This is a genomic window from Pseudomonas sp. AP19, assembly GCF_001728855.1.
Taxonomy (GTDB): domain Bacteria; phylum Pseudomonadota; class Gammaproteobacteria; order Pseudomonadales; family Pseudomonadaceae; genus Aquipseudomonas; species Aquipseudomonas fluorescens.
This window is the reverse complement of record NZ_LXJP01000021.1, coordinates 61,550-75,783: the sequence shown is the minus strand read 5'-3', so window position 1 is coordinate 75,783 and position 14,234 is coordinate 61,550. Positions and strand designations below refer to the sequence as shown.

At 56.4% G+C, this 14,234-nt stretch carries 10 protein-coding genes; 8 read left to right on the top strand and 2 right to left on the bottom strand.

Annotated features, from left to right (window positions below; genetic code table 11):
* The first annotated feature begins 55 nt into the window (after nucleotides 1-55).
* From deoC to A7D21_RS36255, 6 genes are all read left to right on the top strand, one after another.
* Nucleotides 56-739: a deoxyribose-phosphate aldolase gene (gene deoC / locus A7D21_RS16310; protein ID WP_053256016.1), complete on the top strand. Its 684-nt coding sequence runs from the start codon at nucleotides 56-58 to the stop codon at nucleotides 737-739.
* 156 nt (nucleotides 740-895) lie between these two features.
* A complete protein-coding gene (locus A7D21_RS16305) occupies nucleotides 896-1,834 on the top strand; it encodes a universal stress protein (RefSeq protein WP_256556256.1) in 939 nt (312 codons plus the stop codon).
* Nucleotides 1,835-2,194: 360 nt separating this feature from the next.
* Nucleotides 2,195-2,737, top strand: coding sequence for a hypothetical protein (locus tag A7D21_RS16300; RefSeq protein WP_069552145.1), 543 nt, complete (start codon nucleotides 2,195-2,197; stop codon nucleotides 2,735-2,737).
* 90 nt (nucleotides 2,738-2,827) lie between these two features.
* The gene (locus tag A7D21_RS16295) at nucleotides 2,828-4,768 is read left to right on the top strand and encodes a Mu transposase C-terminal domain-containing protein (protein ID WP_141718230.1); all 1,941 of its coding nucleotides are present in this window, start codon (nucleotides 2,828-2,830) and stop codon (nucleotides 4,766-4,768) included.
* Nucleotides 4,769-4,798: 30 nt separating this feature from the next.
* Nucleotides 4,799-5,692, top strand: a complete 894-nt coding sequence (locus tag A7D21_RS16290; RefSeq protein WP_069552143.1) for a TniB family NTP-binding protein — start codon at nucleotides 4,799-4,801, stop codon at nucleotides 5,690-5,692.
* 631 nt (nucleotides 5,693-6,323) lie between these two features.
* Complete coding sequence (locus tag A7D21_RS36255; RefSeq protein ID WP_256556255.1) at nucleotides 6,324-6,728, top strand: hypothetical protein; 405 nt, start codon at nucleotides 6,324-6,326, stop codon at nucleotides 6,726-6,728.
* A gap of 356 nt (nucleotides 6,729-7,084) precedes the next feature.
* Here the strand turns inward: A7D21_RS36255 and A7D21_RS35355 are convergent, their stop codons facing one another.
* Both A7D21_RS35355 and A7D21_RS16280 read right to left on the bottom strand, forming a co-directional pair.
* Nucleotides 7,085-7,285: a hypothetical protein gene (locus tag A7D21_RS35355; protein ID WP_141718228.1), complete on the bottom strand. Its 201-nt coding sequence runs from the start codon at nucleotides 7,283-7,285 to the stop codon at nucleotides 7,085-7,087.
* A 391-nt stretch (nucleotides 7,286-7,676) separates the two neighbouring features.
* Entirely contained in the window at nucleotides 7,677-8,807 is a 1,131-nt protein-coding gene (locus A7D21_RS16280; protein WP_171902617.1) for a site-specific integrase, read from the bottom strand.
* Nucleotides 8,808-8,885: 78 nt separating this feature from the next.
* Between A7D21_RS16280 and A7D21_RS16275 the strand changes: the two genes are divergently transcribed.
* Both A7D21_RS16275 and A7D21_RS16270 read left to right on the top strand, forming a co-directional pair.
* Nucleotides 8,886-9,878: a DNA-binding protein gene (locus A7D21_RS16275; protein ID WP_069552140.1), complete on the top strand. Its 993-nt coding sequence runs from the start codon at nucleotides 8,886-8,888 to the stop codon at nucleotides 9,876-9,878.
* Nucleotides 9,879-10,208: 330 nt separating this feature from the next.
* Nucleotides 10,209-14,156: a hypothetical protein gene (locus tag A7D21_RS16270; RefSeq protein ID WP_141718227.1), complete on the top strand. Its 3,948-nt coding sequence runs from the start codon at nucleotides 10,209-10,211 to the stop codon at nucleotides 14,154-14,156.
* The last annotated feature ends 78 nt before the right edge of the window (nucleotides 14,157-14,234 follow it).

Sequence of the window (14,234 nt, the reverse complement as noted above, 5' to 3'; positions counted from 1 at the left end):
GCGCTGTGACAAGCGGCACACGATCATTGGCAACATACAGGCAAGGGGCCGTTAAATGAACACTCTTCAACCCACAGCATTGGCAAAGTACATCGATCACACTTTGCTGGCTCCCGACGCATCCCGTGAGCAGATTCGCACCTTGTGCGAGGAAGCCCGGGAACACGGCTTTTATTCGGTGTGTGTGAATTCGGGACAGGTACCTTACGCCGCGTCGTGCCTGAGCGACGATAGCGTGGTGATTTGTGCGGTGGTGGGCTTCCCGCTGGGCGCTGGCCTGAGTGACACCAAGGCATTTGAGGCTGAACGGGCGATTGCCGCCGGGGCAGGGGAGATCGACATGGTGCTCAATATCGGTTGGTTGAAGGAGGGGCTGCTGGACGCGGTACGCGATGATATTGCCCTGGTCCACAAGGCCTGCGGCACCGTACCGTTGAAGGTCATCCTGGAAACCTGCCTGCTCGACGACAAACAGAAAGTCCAGGCGTGCGAAATCTGCCGGGACTTGGGTGTGGCTTTCGTGAAGACGTCTACCGGGTTCAGCCGAAGCGGCGCCACGGTCGAAGACGTGGCCCTCATGCGCAGAACCGTGGGCGCCGGGGTTGGAGTCAAGGCGTCCGGTGGGGTGCGTGATTACCCGACTGCGGTGAAAATGATTGAGGCCGGGGCTTCGCGCTTGGGCAGCAGTTCGGGAATTGCGATCGTGGGCGGCGCGATGACGGCGGCGAGCGGTTACTGAAGGGGCTTGCGGTGCTTCGCATGCTTGCGAAGCTCAGAGGGTCGATGAACCTCAGTATCGTCGGTATTGGCTCGCGAACGGTTCGACTCCCACGGCACGTTAACTGACAAGGATCAAGTTATCGGGTTTGGAACCGTTCAGTCTGGAGCCTTATTCATGACCCTGCGGTGCACCATGTCCTGCCCACCATTACTGTTGATTGCCCCGGCGGCCATGATCCGAACAGCGGCGTTTGACCGGGCGAATGCGTTGGCAAAAGCCATGCAACTGCCGCTGCATATCGTCGCATTTGATTATTTACAAGCCTTGGCGGTGGCCGGTCTGTTCGCTCCCGAACAAATAGGCCAGGCGAGGGAAGGGTACCTGCAGACCCACAGCCTGTGGCTGGAGAAGCAAGCCGAACTGGCACGCCAGCAGGGCATTCATGCCACGAGTGAAGTGATCTGGGTTCAGCACCCGTACGAAGAAATCCTGAAGTTTGTCAACGAGACACAACTGGCGCTGATTATCAAAGATGCTCAGGAAGAGTCCGTGTTGAAACGTATCTTCTTTACGCCACTGGACTGGCAACTGCTGCGTGATTGCCCTGCACCGGTTCATCTGGTGACTAACAGTCTTAACCCACTGCCACGCAAAGTGCTGGCTATCGTTGATCTGTTGCGCAGTGAAGAACAGGACATTGTGTTTAACGACCAGATCATCGACGCCGGCGCGAAGTTGGCCGAACAGTGTGATGCCAGGCTGGAGGTCGTGCACGTGTTCGACTGGACGGCCGTGTATGCAAAAGACATGGGTTACGGCGCGCTACCCTTGGCCACCGGCATTTATGACACGTTGGGCGTGGTTCAGCAGGAGGCATTCGCTGCCTTGTGTGAGCGCCACGGCGTACCGGTGGAATGTCGCCACTTCATCGAGGGCGCGCCCCTGATGAGTATTTGTGCGTTTGCCATGGACCATCTTACCGATGTCATCGTGATGGGAACCGTGCAGCACAAAGGGCTTAAAAAACGGTTGGGCAGTACTGCCGAGCAACTCTTGCATCAGGCGCCGTGCAGTGTGCTGGCGATAAAACCTGGGCGGGTAGTGCCGTTATGAGGGCGAATATGAGATGCCGACTTTGTCTTGTTTAAACGCAACCTCAACGTGTTGCGCGTAGGTATAGCGTAGAGGAGGGAATATACGCGTTTGCCAATGCTGGCAGGTTATGGTTATAACTCGACTAAATACTCATTTAGTTTAGTTATAATTAAATCGAATAATAAAGGGAGAAGGGTACTGTGAAATGTTGACGGTATTTTAAGTCTTCATTCGCTCAATTTACCGCGCTGAAAACAAACAACGACGGTGCGCTGAAGCACAAATTATCCCTGTCTGGCCGATACTATTTCGTTTTCTCTAATCACAAAAGACTTGGCTCATCCCGTAAATCGGTTCATAACGCAATGGATTACTGCGATGGCTCACTTCCCAGGCTGGATGATTGAAAGCGCTCATAGCTACCTGAAAGCAGCCGAGGTGCTTGACGCTCAACACTTGCCGCACGTAGCACAAGTCAATGCAGCAATCGGCATGGAGATCCTGCTCAAAAGCTTCATCTCGTTGCCTGATCAGAACCCAGGGACATCAGGCGAAACTTATAAGCTTGATCCGGCAGCACTTGCCAAGGCTCACCAGCAGCTGCTGAGTCTCGGCAAAACGAACCGTAAGAACCCTGACAAGCATGATTTGCTGACACTGTTTTATGCCGTTCCTGACCAGATCCGTTGCAGCCTGGCCTTGGACAGCCAAGAAGATTGCTTTGAGAGATACCGCAATGTATTCACCAACAGCCGGTATCCGTATGAGTCCGACAGCGCGAAATTTTCTGACTCGATTCTTATGAGGATGTTGAGGTGGACGCTGGCCAACGTGGTTGGTTATCACAAGGAGCGTGGATCGCAGGATACATTCATCGTGAGTTACATCGCCAAGCAGCAAGCTGGACCAGGTGATGCGTAAGAAGCAGTGCCTGCCTGCAAATCTGACCACCAGTGTCGAGATTAACTAAATCTGCGAGAGCTATAAGTGGTTGAAAAGTAAGGTTTTCCATTGCGCATTACCAAGTACCGACATCACAAACTTGAAAATTACGCATATTTAACTAGATTTTTTCCCAGTATCGCGTGTTTTGTTGTGGGTGAAGCCATGCAACAAATAAGCATAACTCCGGGCGTTCTAGTGCTAGTCGGTAATAAAAAGCTGGAGATCATCGCCTCCGTTTCTTCAAATAAAATACAGGCAAGGGATGTTGTTACCGGAGAATCGGTCTTGCTATCGCCTGGAGAAATCGAATGTGAGCTGAAAAGCCCTCCAGCGTTCTCGAATCATGAGATCGCCCAGATACCAAAAACGCCTCTCATCGAAGATGTAAAGGAGACTGACCTTCATTTGGCGTCAGAGCGGTTTAACGTCCTGTCTCCGATGGTCGGCAAGAGCCCTCTCTCCAGGCAAGATATGGCGCAATGCGCCGCAGCGCTCGGGATGAGCGCATCGCAAGTTCGCAGGCTCTTGACCAGGTTGGACATGAATGTGGGCCCGCTGAGCCTGCTCCCGCAGCTACGCGGCAGGTCCAAAGGAACCAAGATGATCGAAGCGGATGCGGAGGAAATCATCCAAGAAACCATTGATGAGTGCTATGGCGGTCCCGGGGTAACCTCTAAGAGCATCATCGTAAAAGTGATGGAGCGCTGCCGAGCGCTGTCCATCCAGGCACCGAGCGCCGCCACCATAGCCAACAGAATTAGAGAGCGTAAACCACGCGCACTACTGGCCAAGAAATCGGGCTCGAAAGCCGCGCGTCAGGCCTACGAGGTTCGTGGAGGAAAGATACAGCCTGAGGCGCCTCTGGAGCTGATCCAGATAGATCATGCCCTTGTCGATTGCATTATCGTCGACAGTGACCAGCGACTGCCGCTGGTCCGCCCCTGGGTCACTATCGCCATCGACGTATATACGCGGGTGGTGCTCGGCTTTTATTTATCCTTGTCGTATCCCTCGGCGATGTCGGTAGCGCTGTGTATCTCCCATTCAATATTACCCAAGGAGCGCTGGTTAAAAACGTACGGTTTTACTGGTGGGGAATATCCGTTCTACGGCGTACCGAAAAGAATCCACGTCGACAATGCGAGGGAGTTCAGGTCAAAAAATTTATCTGACAGCTGTCGGTGGTATGGCATTGAGTTGACGTTTAGACCCAAAGGTACGCCCCACAACGGAGCCCACATTGAACGCCTGATCGGCACGTTGATGGGAAAAGTCCATATGTTGCCGGGAACCACTATGTCCTCGGCAAAAGATAAAGGCCACTACAAAAGCGATCAGCATGCCACGCTATCGTTTCCTGAGTTTCGAGAGTGGTTCATCCGAGAAGTCGAGATCTATCACAAAACAACACACTCAGCGCTCGGCTGCTCACCGCTGCTTCAGTGGGAGAAGCATTACCTCAACAAGGATGGTGGCTTTGCCTATCCGCCGATTATTGACGATCAATTGCGCCTGCTGATCGACTTCATGCCAATAAAAAAAAGGGTGATCGGTCGGTCGGGCGTCAGGCTTCATAACATCGATTACTACTCTTCAACCTTGAAGCGCTTTGACATCGGGACAAAGTGCACTGTGCGCTACGATCCGGAGTCATTAAGCAAAGTGTGGGTTCTCCCCACCGGCGAGCGGACGTATATAGAGCTGGGTTACGCGGATCTGCGGTTGCCGAATACTACACTCACGGAATTTAAGCGGTTGAGAGCACAATTAAAGGATGAGAGCGAACGCAGGGTTCCCGCTGCTGAAGTATTCAATCTAATCAAAAAAAACGAAACACTCGTAAATGCCGCTGGTGTGAAAAGCAAGCAGGCGCGAAAAATGAGAGAGCGAAAAAAAACTCGCTTCACCGATCCGGGTCATCCACTTAATGAAAAAATTGCGGTTCCGGATCGCCCCGCGTCGACGGATTACAGCCTTAAGCCGAAAGCTTACGAGATCGAAGAATAGGGTCCGGCGCCCATGATGAGGTGAGTGCCTATGAAAGATGCATTGAGCTTGGAGCACATTTCACCACAGCGTCGCAACCTCGCGCTCCTCGGGGACAAGGGCCGAATCGGCAGCATCTATAAGGATTGCTGGGTCAACTACCCTCAAGTTAGTTCGATCAGGGCCGCGGTCAGAGCGGTCTATGAAATGCCTCCCAAAACTCAGGCGCAATGCATCTTGATTTCCGGTCGTCCGGGAATGGGTAAAACCAGTCTTTTTGAAAGAATTCAGTTGGATATGGAGAACCTCAGAAAGAGGCATGTAAATTCCTACGGTTACATTTCATTCAGCCTATCCCCGGATCCTAGCTTGCGCGGTTTCGAAGACAGCATCAGTGAGGCTCTGGGAGTACCAATTGGCAAAATTCGCAATGGTCTGGTTCCCGAGGCGTTTTGTCGACTGGCCCAGTTGAGGAGCATGCGCCTGGTGATGATCGATGAGGTGCACAATCTCCTCAATGCCGGGCGGATTGATCAACGAAAGAACCTGGCCTTTCTGAGAGCGCTGAGTAGCCCGCCGATGTCGCTGTCGATCATTGCATTCGGCGTCGATGACGCCGTGCATGCCATCAGTAGTGATGCCCAGCTAGAGCGCCGCTTTCAAATATACGATCTGCCGCGCTGGAAAGAAAACGAGAGCTTCAGGTCATTTCTAGCCGGGTATGAGAGCGCGTTACCACTGAGGAGACCATCGGAACTCTGGCGGCAAGAGAAGGTTAAGTTCCTGCTGAGCGCCACGGGCGGTATCACCGATGCCATAGTCAAGCGGATTACCCGGGGTGCGGTTTGGGCAATTTTGGACCGCAAGGAAAAAATTGACCTGGATTGCTTGGAAAAGGCCGCCGACATCCCGCCATATCTCGATCGTTTCGACCATGAGGAGTAACGCGCACTTCGGCGGATTGCTTAAGCCTGTACCTCAAGAGGCTTTCTCTGCGTGGCTTGCCAGGGGGTTGCGCACCCGAAATCCTGCACCCTTTATACGTGCCACTGACTGCCTAAAGCGGCTGCGTGTCAAAGATGCTGATGGGAACCTAACTCGCGCGGTGACGGAAGAGTTATCCATGGCACTAGGCATTTCAAACGAATGCTTAAGACGATCATTTCCCTTGCCCGGTGATTGGCTCAAGGCACCGCCCGAGAGGCGCATGCAGTTTTGCCAGTTATGCCTCCTAAATGATTTTCGATGCGGTCGACAACCCTCATTGAGAATCAACTGGTTCTATTGGTGGTTCAATGTGTGTCCGGTACACGGCTGCTGCCTGTATATAGGAGACAGTACCTCGGCGCCTGCCGCGCTGCTTTCAATCGTCCAGTTCGATTTACCATGGAGATCTTTTACGCACGTGGCGTTTCAGTCAACTGAGCGAGGGTCGAGTTATCGGTGTTCGACGCGCCAAATTTTGAAGCTCATGGCCTGGCATTTTCAGTGCTGGTATCAGGTCTGTGTGCATCGCGGGACCGTTACCATCGGCGATGTCGAGCTTGCGGCGAGCGTCCCTGAGATTGAGCTGTTAATGGACGATATCCTGGCGATAATAGGAAAAAAGAGAATCTATCCATTTGATCCACGCTCGCAAATCGCCTGGCTTCTGAATATCAAGGCATGTTGTTCTCTGCGCTCTAATTTACCGCCAGAGGCAGGTTGTGAAGCTTTTTTGTGCAAAGACGTAGGGGAACACTCCACTCAGATCCGCATGGCCATGTTTGCCTTGCTTGGCTTATTTTTGAAGCTGCCGAATTGCGTGCACATGTGGCAGCTCAGCGGTGTCCCAATATACGACAACAATATTGAGCGGTTCTGGAGAACGATGCACAGCGACGCGGTGAGGATGCCCAGTTACCTGGATTGGCTGAAGGAGCGTGCCGACGGTTGGAGTGCTCCCATTCGCGCACATTTTCGCTATTTATTGGAAAGCTAGCCAAACTGTATACGTAATCTAATGCTACCGCACTCATGCCGAGCGACGATTGCGCGAAGAGCTACACCTGAGCCTGGCCTGTTATCGCCAGCACAGGATTGACCTAGCTACGGAAGTTTTACTGACCCAGGCTCACACCTTTTGAACCACTCCCAGCGCTGGATTTTTCCGATTTGTGTTGGGTCAGCGCGGCATCGGCCACTGGGTCAATTCGGCGTCAGTGGCAACAGTCTATTATTCTTGGCAGCTGATAGACCTATCACTAGGGTATGCCGTCGGTGCAACGTGTTTTTCCAGATATAAAGCAAGCCTAGACTAAATGAGCGTCGGCATTTGAGATAGGGAACCACTCTTATCTAACGAGAGAACTCTGGGGGCGGAATGCGTTGACGGTGCGATCCATCAGATTTTTTCATCACCTTTTTTAAACGCTTAGCAGGTCCTTCTAACTCAGACGGCGAAGCAAGGCTAACAGCAAGCATTAACGCATCACGGCGATTCTGTTTGCCTTCCAAAATCTCAGAAAGACTGTTTTCCGGCTGAACTGGTTGCTTCATCGCTGCCGACCTCGATCTTCGGATCAAATTGGATGCTAGCACAAGCATTACAAGCCGGAGCTTCCCGTTGATCCCCTTTGCTTAGAAACGTAACGATCAGATGTCTATTTGTTATCGTTACCACAGGATTGACCGAGCTACCGAAGTTTTACTGACCCTGGCTCACACCTTGTGAACCATTCTCAGTGCCCCATCATAGCGTTCGGCATGTATCAGGAGATATACCGCTGCGCAAGGTTGAGTCTCCATCTGCTTACGAAGTGGTCGCAAACGGCCGGCCCCAGGACTTCGGTAGAAAACCAGCGCGGCAGTTACTTGGCCAACTCAATCGGCAACTATCGACGACAAGATGGAGGCTAATCAAGCGGCTATCCGGCCAGCTCTTGGCTTGCTAGTCAGCCTCCACCTTCGGCTTGTTGATGAGTACTTCAGCCGGGGGAGGCTCGCCATATAATTGGCTGGCGCGGCTCTCCAGCAGCGCCCCAGCCTGGAAGTACCCCATCACCGTGGTCACGCTGCGATGCTCAGTCATCGCCATGACCTCACCCAGCGGCACCCCCTGGCGTCCGGCCTCGGTAACAAAACCCGAGCGCAGGCTGTGTGCGGCCCAGTCGCCCTCCAACCCGGCCAGCTGCGCACGGCGCTGGACGATGCGCGCCACCTGATCAGCCGACAAGCCCGAAGTGCCGATCTTGCCACCCTTGTACAGGCGTCGAAACAGCGGGCCACTCTCGGCAGGAGCGGCGGCCAGCCAGGCAGCGAGCGCCTGCGCCGCCTGGCCACGTAGCGGCTTCTCCCGACGCACGCCGGTGGTGTCGGTCTTGGTCGTACCGAGGGCATACAGCCAGGTGTCGGCATCTAGTTGGCGCACGTCGCTCACTTGCAGACCTACAACTTCCGAACGGCGCCGGCCGCCACCGCTCCAGGCCAGCAGGAGTAGGGCGCGGTCGCGCACCCCGCGGGCGCCGTCGGTGCAGGTGGCGAGCAGTGCCTGCAGTGGCTCGAGCACGATCGCACTCTTTTTGCGGACGTTCACGCCCTGACGCGACTGGGCCTTGCGCGCCTCGCGCAGCAGGGTCTTCAGCACAGAGGCCTCGCTTGGACTATCCCAGCCCTTGATCCGGTGCCATTTACCCAACACCGCGAGGCGGTGGCTGACCGTGTTAAACGCCAGCGGTCCCAGCCGGGCCTTGATCCCGGCGGCAACCAGCGCCGTGTCGATTGATGGTGGCAGCAAATGCGCCCAGGCGCCGTCGGCCAACGGTCGCGCCAGGTGGTCGAGGACGAACTGCACGGCCACGGCAACGGGCAGCGGCGCATCCCCCAGCGCCTGGCCGTAGCGCAATTGCAGCCAGGCCGACCAGTAGGCGAGGGCGCTGCGGTAGCTGCGCACAGTGTTGGCCGCGGTGCCGGCGGCGATAAACGCTGCCGCCGCTTCCTGGGCGTTAAGCGCCAGAAAATGCGGCTCCAACAGGGTTTCGTCCACCAAAGGCAATTGATCTGTAATATTTAATACGTTCAACATATGATATTTCAATTATTCAGAAAATTATGTCGGATAATCTTTCATTATCAGACCTAATATACGCGGAGGCGGGCCATGGCAGTAGGCGTACCGGAACACGAGGTGTTCGCCGCGGCGGACGCCGTGCTGGCGCGCGGCGAGCGGCCGACGGTCGAACGCGTGCGCCTGGAGTTGGGCCGCGGCAGCCCGGCGCGGGTTGGCAGTCTGCTCGATCAGTGGTGGGAACAGTTGGCCGGGCGCCTGCGTGGCGAGACCCGCCTGCCGGGATTGCCGGTGGAAGTGGCGCAGGCTTTTGTAGCCATCTGGCAGCAGGCAACCACGCTGGCCCAGGGCGTGGTTGAACAATCACTTGCTGGCCAGCGCCAAGTGCTGGCCGAAGAGCGCGAGCAGTTGGCGGCCATTGAAACCCGGGCCCGACTGGACGCCACGCAGGCTCGCCAGCAAACGGCCGAGGCCCTGGCCGCCCGCAAGGCAGCCGAGACCCGGCTCTCCGACTTGGAACAACTGTTAACCCAGCGCTTGACGCAGATAGACGACCTGCGCCGGCAGCGTGAGGAGCTGCTCGGCCAGCGCGACGAGGCTCGCCAGCAACTGCAGGAAAGCCAGTTGCAGGCTGAGCAGGCGCGCCTCGAGCAGCAACGCTACACCCGCGACTTCGAGGACCGGGCGTTTCGCGAGATTGACCGGGCCCGCGAGGAAAGCAAAGCAGCGAGCGCCCAGCTCAAGGAGGTCAATGGCCGCCTGCAGGTCCAGCAGCAGACGTTGCTCGCCAGCCAGCGTGAACTCGCCGAGGCTCGCGAGCAGCGCGCCACCGCCCAGACTCAAGTCCACGCCCTGCACGACCAGTTGGAGCAGAACCGCCAGGTGGGCGCTGACGCGGCTGAACAGCACCACGACCTGCAGCAACGCCTGCAGCGCGCCGAAGCGGGGTTGGCCAGCGCTCGCGAACAGGCTGCGGCGGCGCGGGCCCGGGCCGAGACGTTGAGCGAACAGTTGGCGACGAGTAACAGTTATTCCGGAGCGGAACGCCCGCGGCGGCCCGGCAAACCGGCGCCAAAGGCTCGCTGAGGCGCTGGCCAGCAGCAAGCGCTGGATACAATTCAAGCCCGTGCTATGGACCGGGACGTGAGTCGGGCAACCTTTGACAGGGTGCGGGAAGATCAAAAAAGGGAGGGGCGTTTGGTTCAGCGCTGGAAAACGCCCAGTCGAGGCGTGGGGTCGCGACATGACCATCTAGTATGATGACGCCTCCTTCGCTGCTCGGTTCGTTTCGCAATGACAATAGCCCCTCTTGATCGGCTCATCTCGATATCCTCAGGACCTGAAGAGTACGCAGACGCCCAGCGGTTAAGTGATCTGGCAAATGCGCCCTACGTCGTTTTGCTGGGAGCGCCTGGCATGGGCAAAACCGTAGCGCTCGCGCATTTTGCTCGCCAAGAGGCGGCATCCTGCGAACCAGCTTTCTGTTTTAGCAGTGAAGACCTGGTCAGTGGGCACACCATTTTTATCGACGCCATCGACGAGGTCTCCATTCAGGAGGCCGTAAACATTGCGAAGGGCTTGAGGCGCACCCCGGCAGTGCGATGGCGAGTGAGCTGTAGGGCAGAGGATTGGAACGCGGGTGGAAAACTCAGCAGGGCGTTCGGCAGCGAACTGGCTGCTCTCGATGTTGCCCCCGTGGTGGCTCAGCTCCAACCGCTCAGTGAGGAGGAAGTCGTCGCCGTGCTGGGTGCGTTCGGCTGCTCAAATCCGGGGGCACTCCTTGCTACCCTCCAGGCGCTCCGCTCAACGCCGTTTGTAATGACACCGCTGGGGCTAAAATTTCTCATGAGTGTGAAGCCTGAGCGGCTGCCTTCCATCACCCGCTTCGAGCTGTACGAATCGGGAGCGCTGCACTTTGCAAGCGAACACAATCTGATCAAGGCAGAAGACGTGCCTGGCGTCGCTCCTACACCCCATGTTGTCTTGGACTACGCCGGTCGCATCTTTCTGACCCTGCTTCTGGCGGGAAAACATGGACTGCAGCGATCGAGTCTGGCCGAGGGCACAACGCTTGCCATTCATGAAGCTGGCCTGGACGGCGCCGATCGCGACATTGTCCTGGACACTGCACTGTTCATCAAAAAGGGCGAGGACTTCTTGCCCTTTCATCGCAGCATCCAGGAGTTTCTTGCCGGTCGGTATCTTGCCCGATTAGTGACCGGCGGCCTGGGTGGTGCGAGACTTCACATCGAACGCGCAGTGGCACTCTTGGTGTCTGCAGATGGTTTAGCCTCAGAAGGCCTGAAGGCGCTGTATGCATGGTTCACGTGCCACCTGGTCAACGAGGGCGCGCTGCATGAAGCTAAACGACTGGTCGAGCGCGACCCAGAAACACTGTTGCTACATGGCGATGCGGCGAAGCTTCCCCTCGCTTCCCGACTCGTCCTGCTGAAGGATGTTGGATCACGCGATCCGTTCTTCCGATGGACTCCAGATCAGTGGGGGCCCGCACAGATCTGCACCGTGGGACTCATCACCCCCGACCTCTCGGAGATGGTCATTGACCTGCTGCAATCAGAGACCTCAGCGCACAGACTCAGCATGATGCTGGAGGCGTTATCCGCTGGCCCCCCTATGGCAGGCACTGCCGAGGCCTGTTGGAGCATCGTGTTACGGCAAAGCACTGCGCAGTGGTGCCGTCAGGAAGCCGTTACGGCCTGGCTCCACAGTGCGGCGCCTTCTGCGGTGGGCATCTGGGCTCGGATAGATGAACTCCGCGACGCTGGGGAACAGCAGAGCGGAAACCTGCGCACCATTGCGCAACTTTTCTGCGCTATCCCTTCGGGACAACTGGCTGTCGCTGATGTGGACAAGGTCTTGGCGAGCCTCCAAAGGGTCGATGAAGCACTCAGTACGCGGAGTAGACAGGACGAGGGACGTGTTGCCGGCGTTGCGTATGCGATCAGGGATATCGCTTGGCATGTGGCCGTACCTCACCTATGGCGACCGTTGATCCTCGATGCGCCTAAACGCTGGCGGCTCCAGGCTGGCGTTGGCTCGCAGGAGCACAAATTCGCCTCGGTGCTCTGCATCGCTGTCATGTCGAGCCATGCGGTAACGGTGACTGAATTCGCTCACATGATGGTCGCGACAGGTCTAATCACCGGCGCCGAATCAACCTTCAAACAGGCTGCCGAAGAATGGCTGACAGGTCGGAAAACTTTGGATGATGTACTGCAAGCGCTCCTTTTCGTCATGAATCAGGACGTAGCAGATAGCGGGTCGATGGCTATGGGGCTGCACGCGATCGGCTTGAAGGCAACTGACAAGTTGGTGAGCCAGATGCTGAACGCTGAGTTGCTCATCGCCAGCGTTGGCGCACAGTACGTCGGCCGACAGGTTTCCACCTGGACCCTCCAACGAGGGAAGCCGGCGCCGGTCTGGCTGGCCCCTTTGCTGCACGAGAGTCCTGCCTCTGCCACTGTTGAAGCAGTCCTTGAAGGCGTTCGATTACACGCTGAAGAGGAGTTGGAGTTGCAAGCGCACCACTTGGATAGCGTTGAACACTGGCTGATCCATCAGATAGCTGAATGGCAACTGAAGCCATCTTCGGTCGCAGCAGGATTGGTCCAGGATGCTTTGTACTGGGGTGCGGAAGTCTATTGTGGCAGTCGCCCCATCGCCTCCGTCCGCATCAGTGGCATTGAAGCGCTCCAACAGGCATTCGGAGACTCGCTGGCACAGTCTGTCCTCATGGGGCTCGCTGGTGTGAGGGCGACGGACGAGCAAGTGGAACACCGCGGGATTATCACTGTGGCATCTAACTCAATCCTCTTGGAGAGTGGGCAGGATCTCTCATCCGTACCGACGCCGCGTATCCTTCAGATCTTGTTCGCAGCGGGGTCGATGAGGGATGCCTACCTTCAGGCGCGCTTGGAATCGTATTGTATTGAGCGCCTCAACCAATCGCTGATAGAGGATCCACTCCCTCTCCACCAATTGGCAGACAGGAAGGACGCGAACTGGTCTTCACTCTTGTACAAGCTAGGTGATCACGCAGCTCGCTCAGCGCTACATGCGTGGGCAGCACAAACAGCATTGCAGCAGCTCGATAGGCTGACGGGGCGCCTTCTAGACAGCGTTCTTCGACTGGCTGAACTCAACCTGGACGAGGTGGCACTGACACCACTAATCAATGAGGTCCTGCACAGTTGGTCGGAGAAAGACGATGCGGGCGGTGCCTTGACCACTAGCACCGATCCGCAGTGCGCTGACCGCCTTCGATGGACCTATTTCGGCGTCTGTCTGCGACCGGACTTGTTCAGTGGTGATTTCGCGCGAGCCCTGGCCAAGGCAGATGACTTCATCATTCACCGGGTGATCGTCGAAGGATACCCCCAGCGCGGCTACTGGCGCACGCCGCCGTCGACGCTAGCGGTTAGTTGCCTCTTGCTGCAGTTTATGTTCCAGCGCACCCCTTTGATGCAGGGTTATTTCGAACGAATGTGGCTAGACACTGTGAAAGTGTTGAAGGCCATATCGTTGTCGGAGGAACCAGGGGTCGAGGCGGCCCTCCTGGAGTTGGTCGCCCACGCCGAAGGCACTCGGTGGATTGACACAATCAGGCATGAACTTGAGCTCTACAGACGGGATGTCCGCTCTCAAACTCAGAAGCTCGTTTCTCCCAGGGATCTGTCGAAAGTACTGGACGGTAAAGGCCCGATCGATGCCCAGGATCTGAAGGCACTAGTGCTGATTGTGCTCGAAGAAATTGCCGCCGACATGCAGCCCTCGCCGCACAATCCTTGGAAACTCTTCTGGGACAACAAAGCGCCGAAAGTAGAGAATGATTGTCGCGACGTGTTGGCCGGCAAGCTCCGGGACAAACTGGGCTATTTCGGTAGCTTTGAGGTCCTCTGTGAAGCGGCATCTACTGGAGGGACGCGGGCTGACATGTTAATCACACACGGCAATTTGGCCGTGCCGATTGAAGCGAAACGGACGAATCATAGCCATCTTTGGTATGGGCATAGCGGTCAGCTTCAGACCTATTCGCTGGCGAACAGCACTGCGGGGCAAGGCATTTATGTGATCTTCTGGTTCGGTAAGGTTCTAGGTGTCACGCTACCCCCGGCGGGTCCTAAACCGACTACTGCTGAAGCGTTGAAGGCTGCCTTGGAGAATCATCTGCCGCCAGAGCTGGTTACCACGACGTCGGTGCTGGTACTGGATGTCTCAGATGCGGCGAAAGCGGCAAAACTGCGCAAGAACAGCGATCGTGACGAGGCGAGAGCCTCCAAGGCGCGGGCCCCGAAAAAAACCGGGAGTCGGGGAGCCGCGGCAGATTCAACACCGGGAAAGTAAGGCGTTCAAGGTCCCTAGCATTCTCCGAGGAAGCTCCGCTTCCTGGAAAACAAGGCCAACCCCTTTATTAGAAAAATG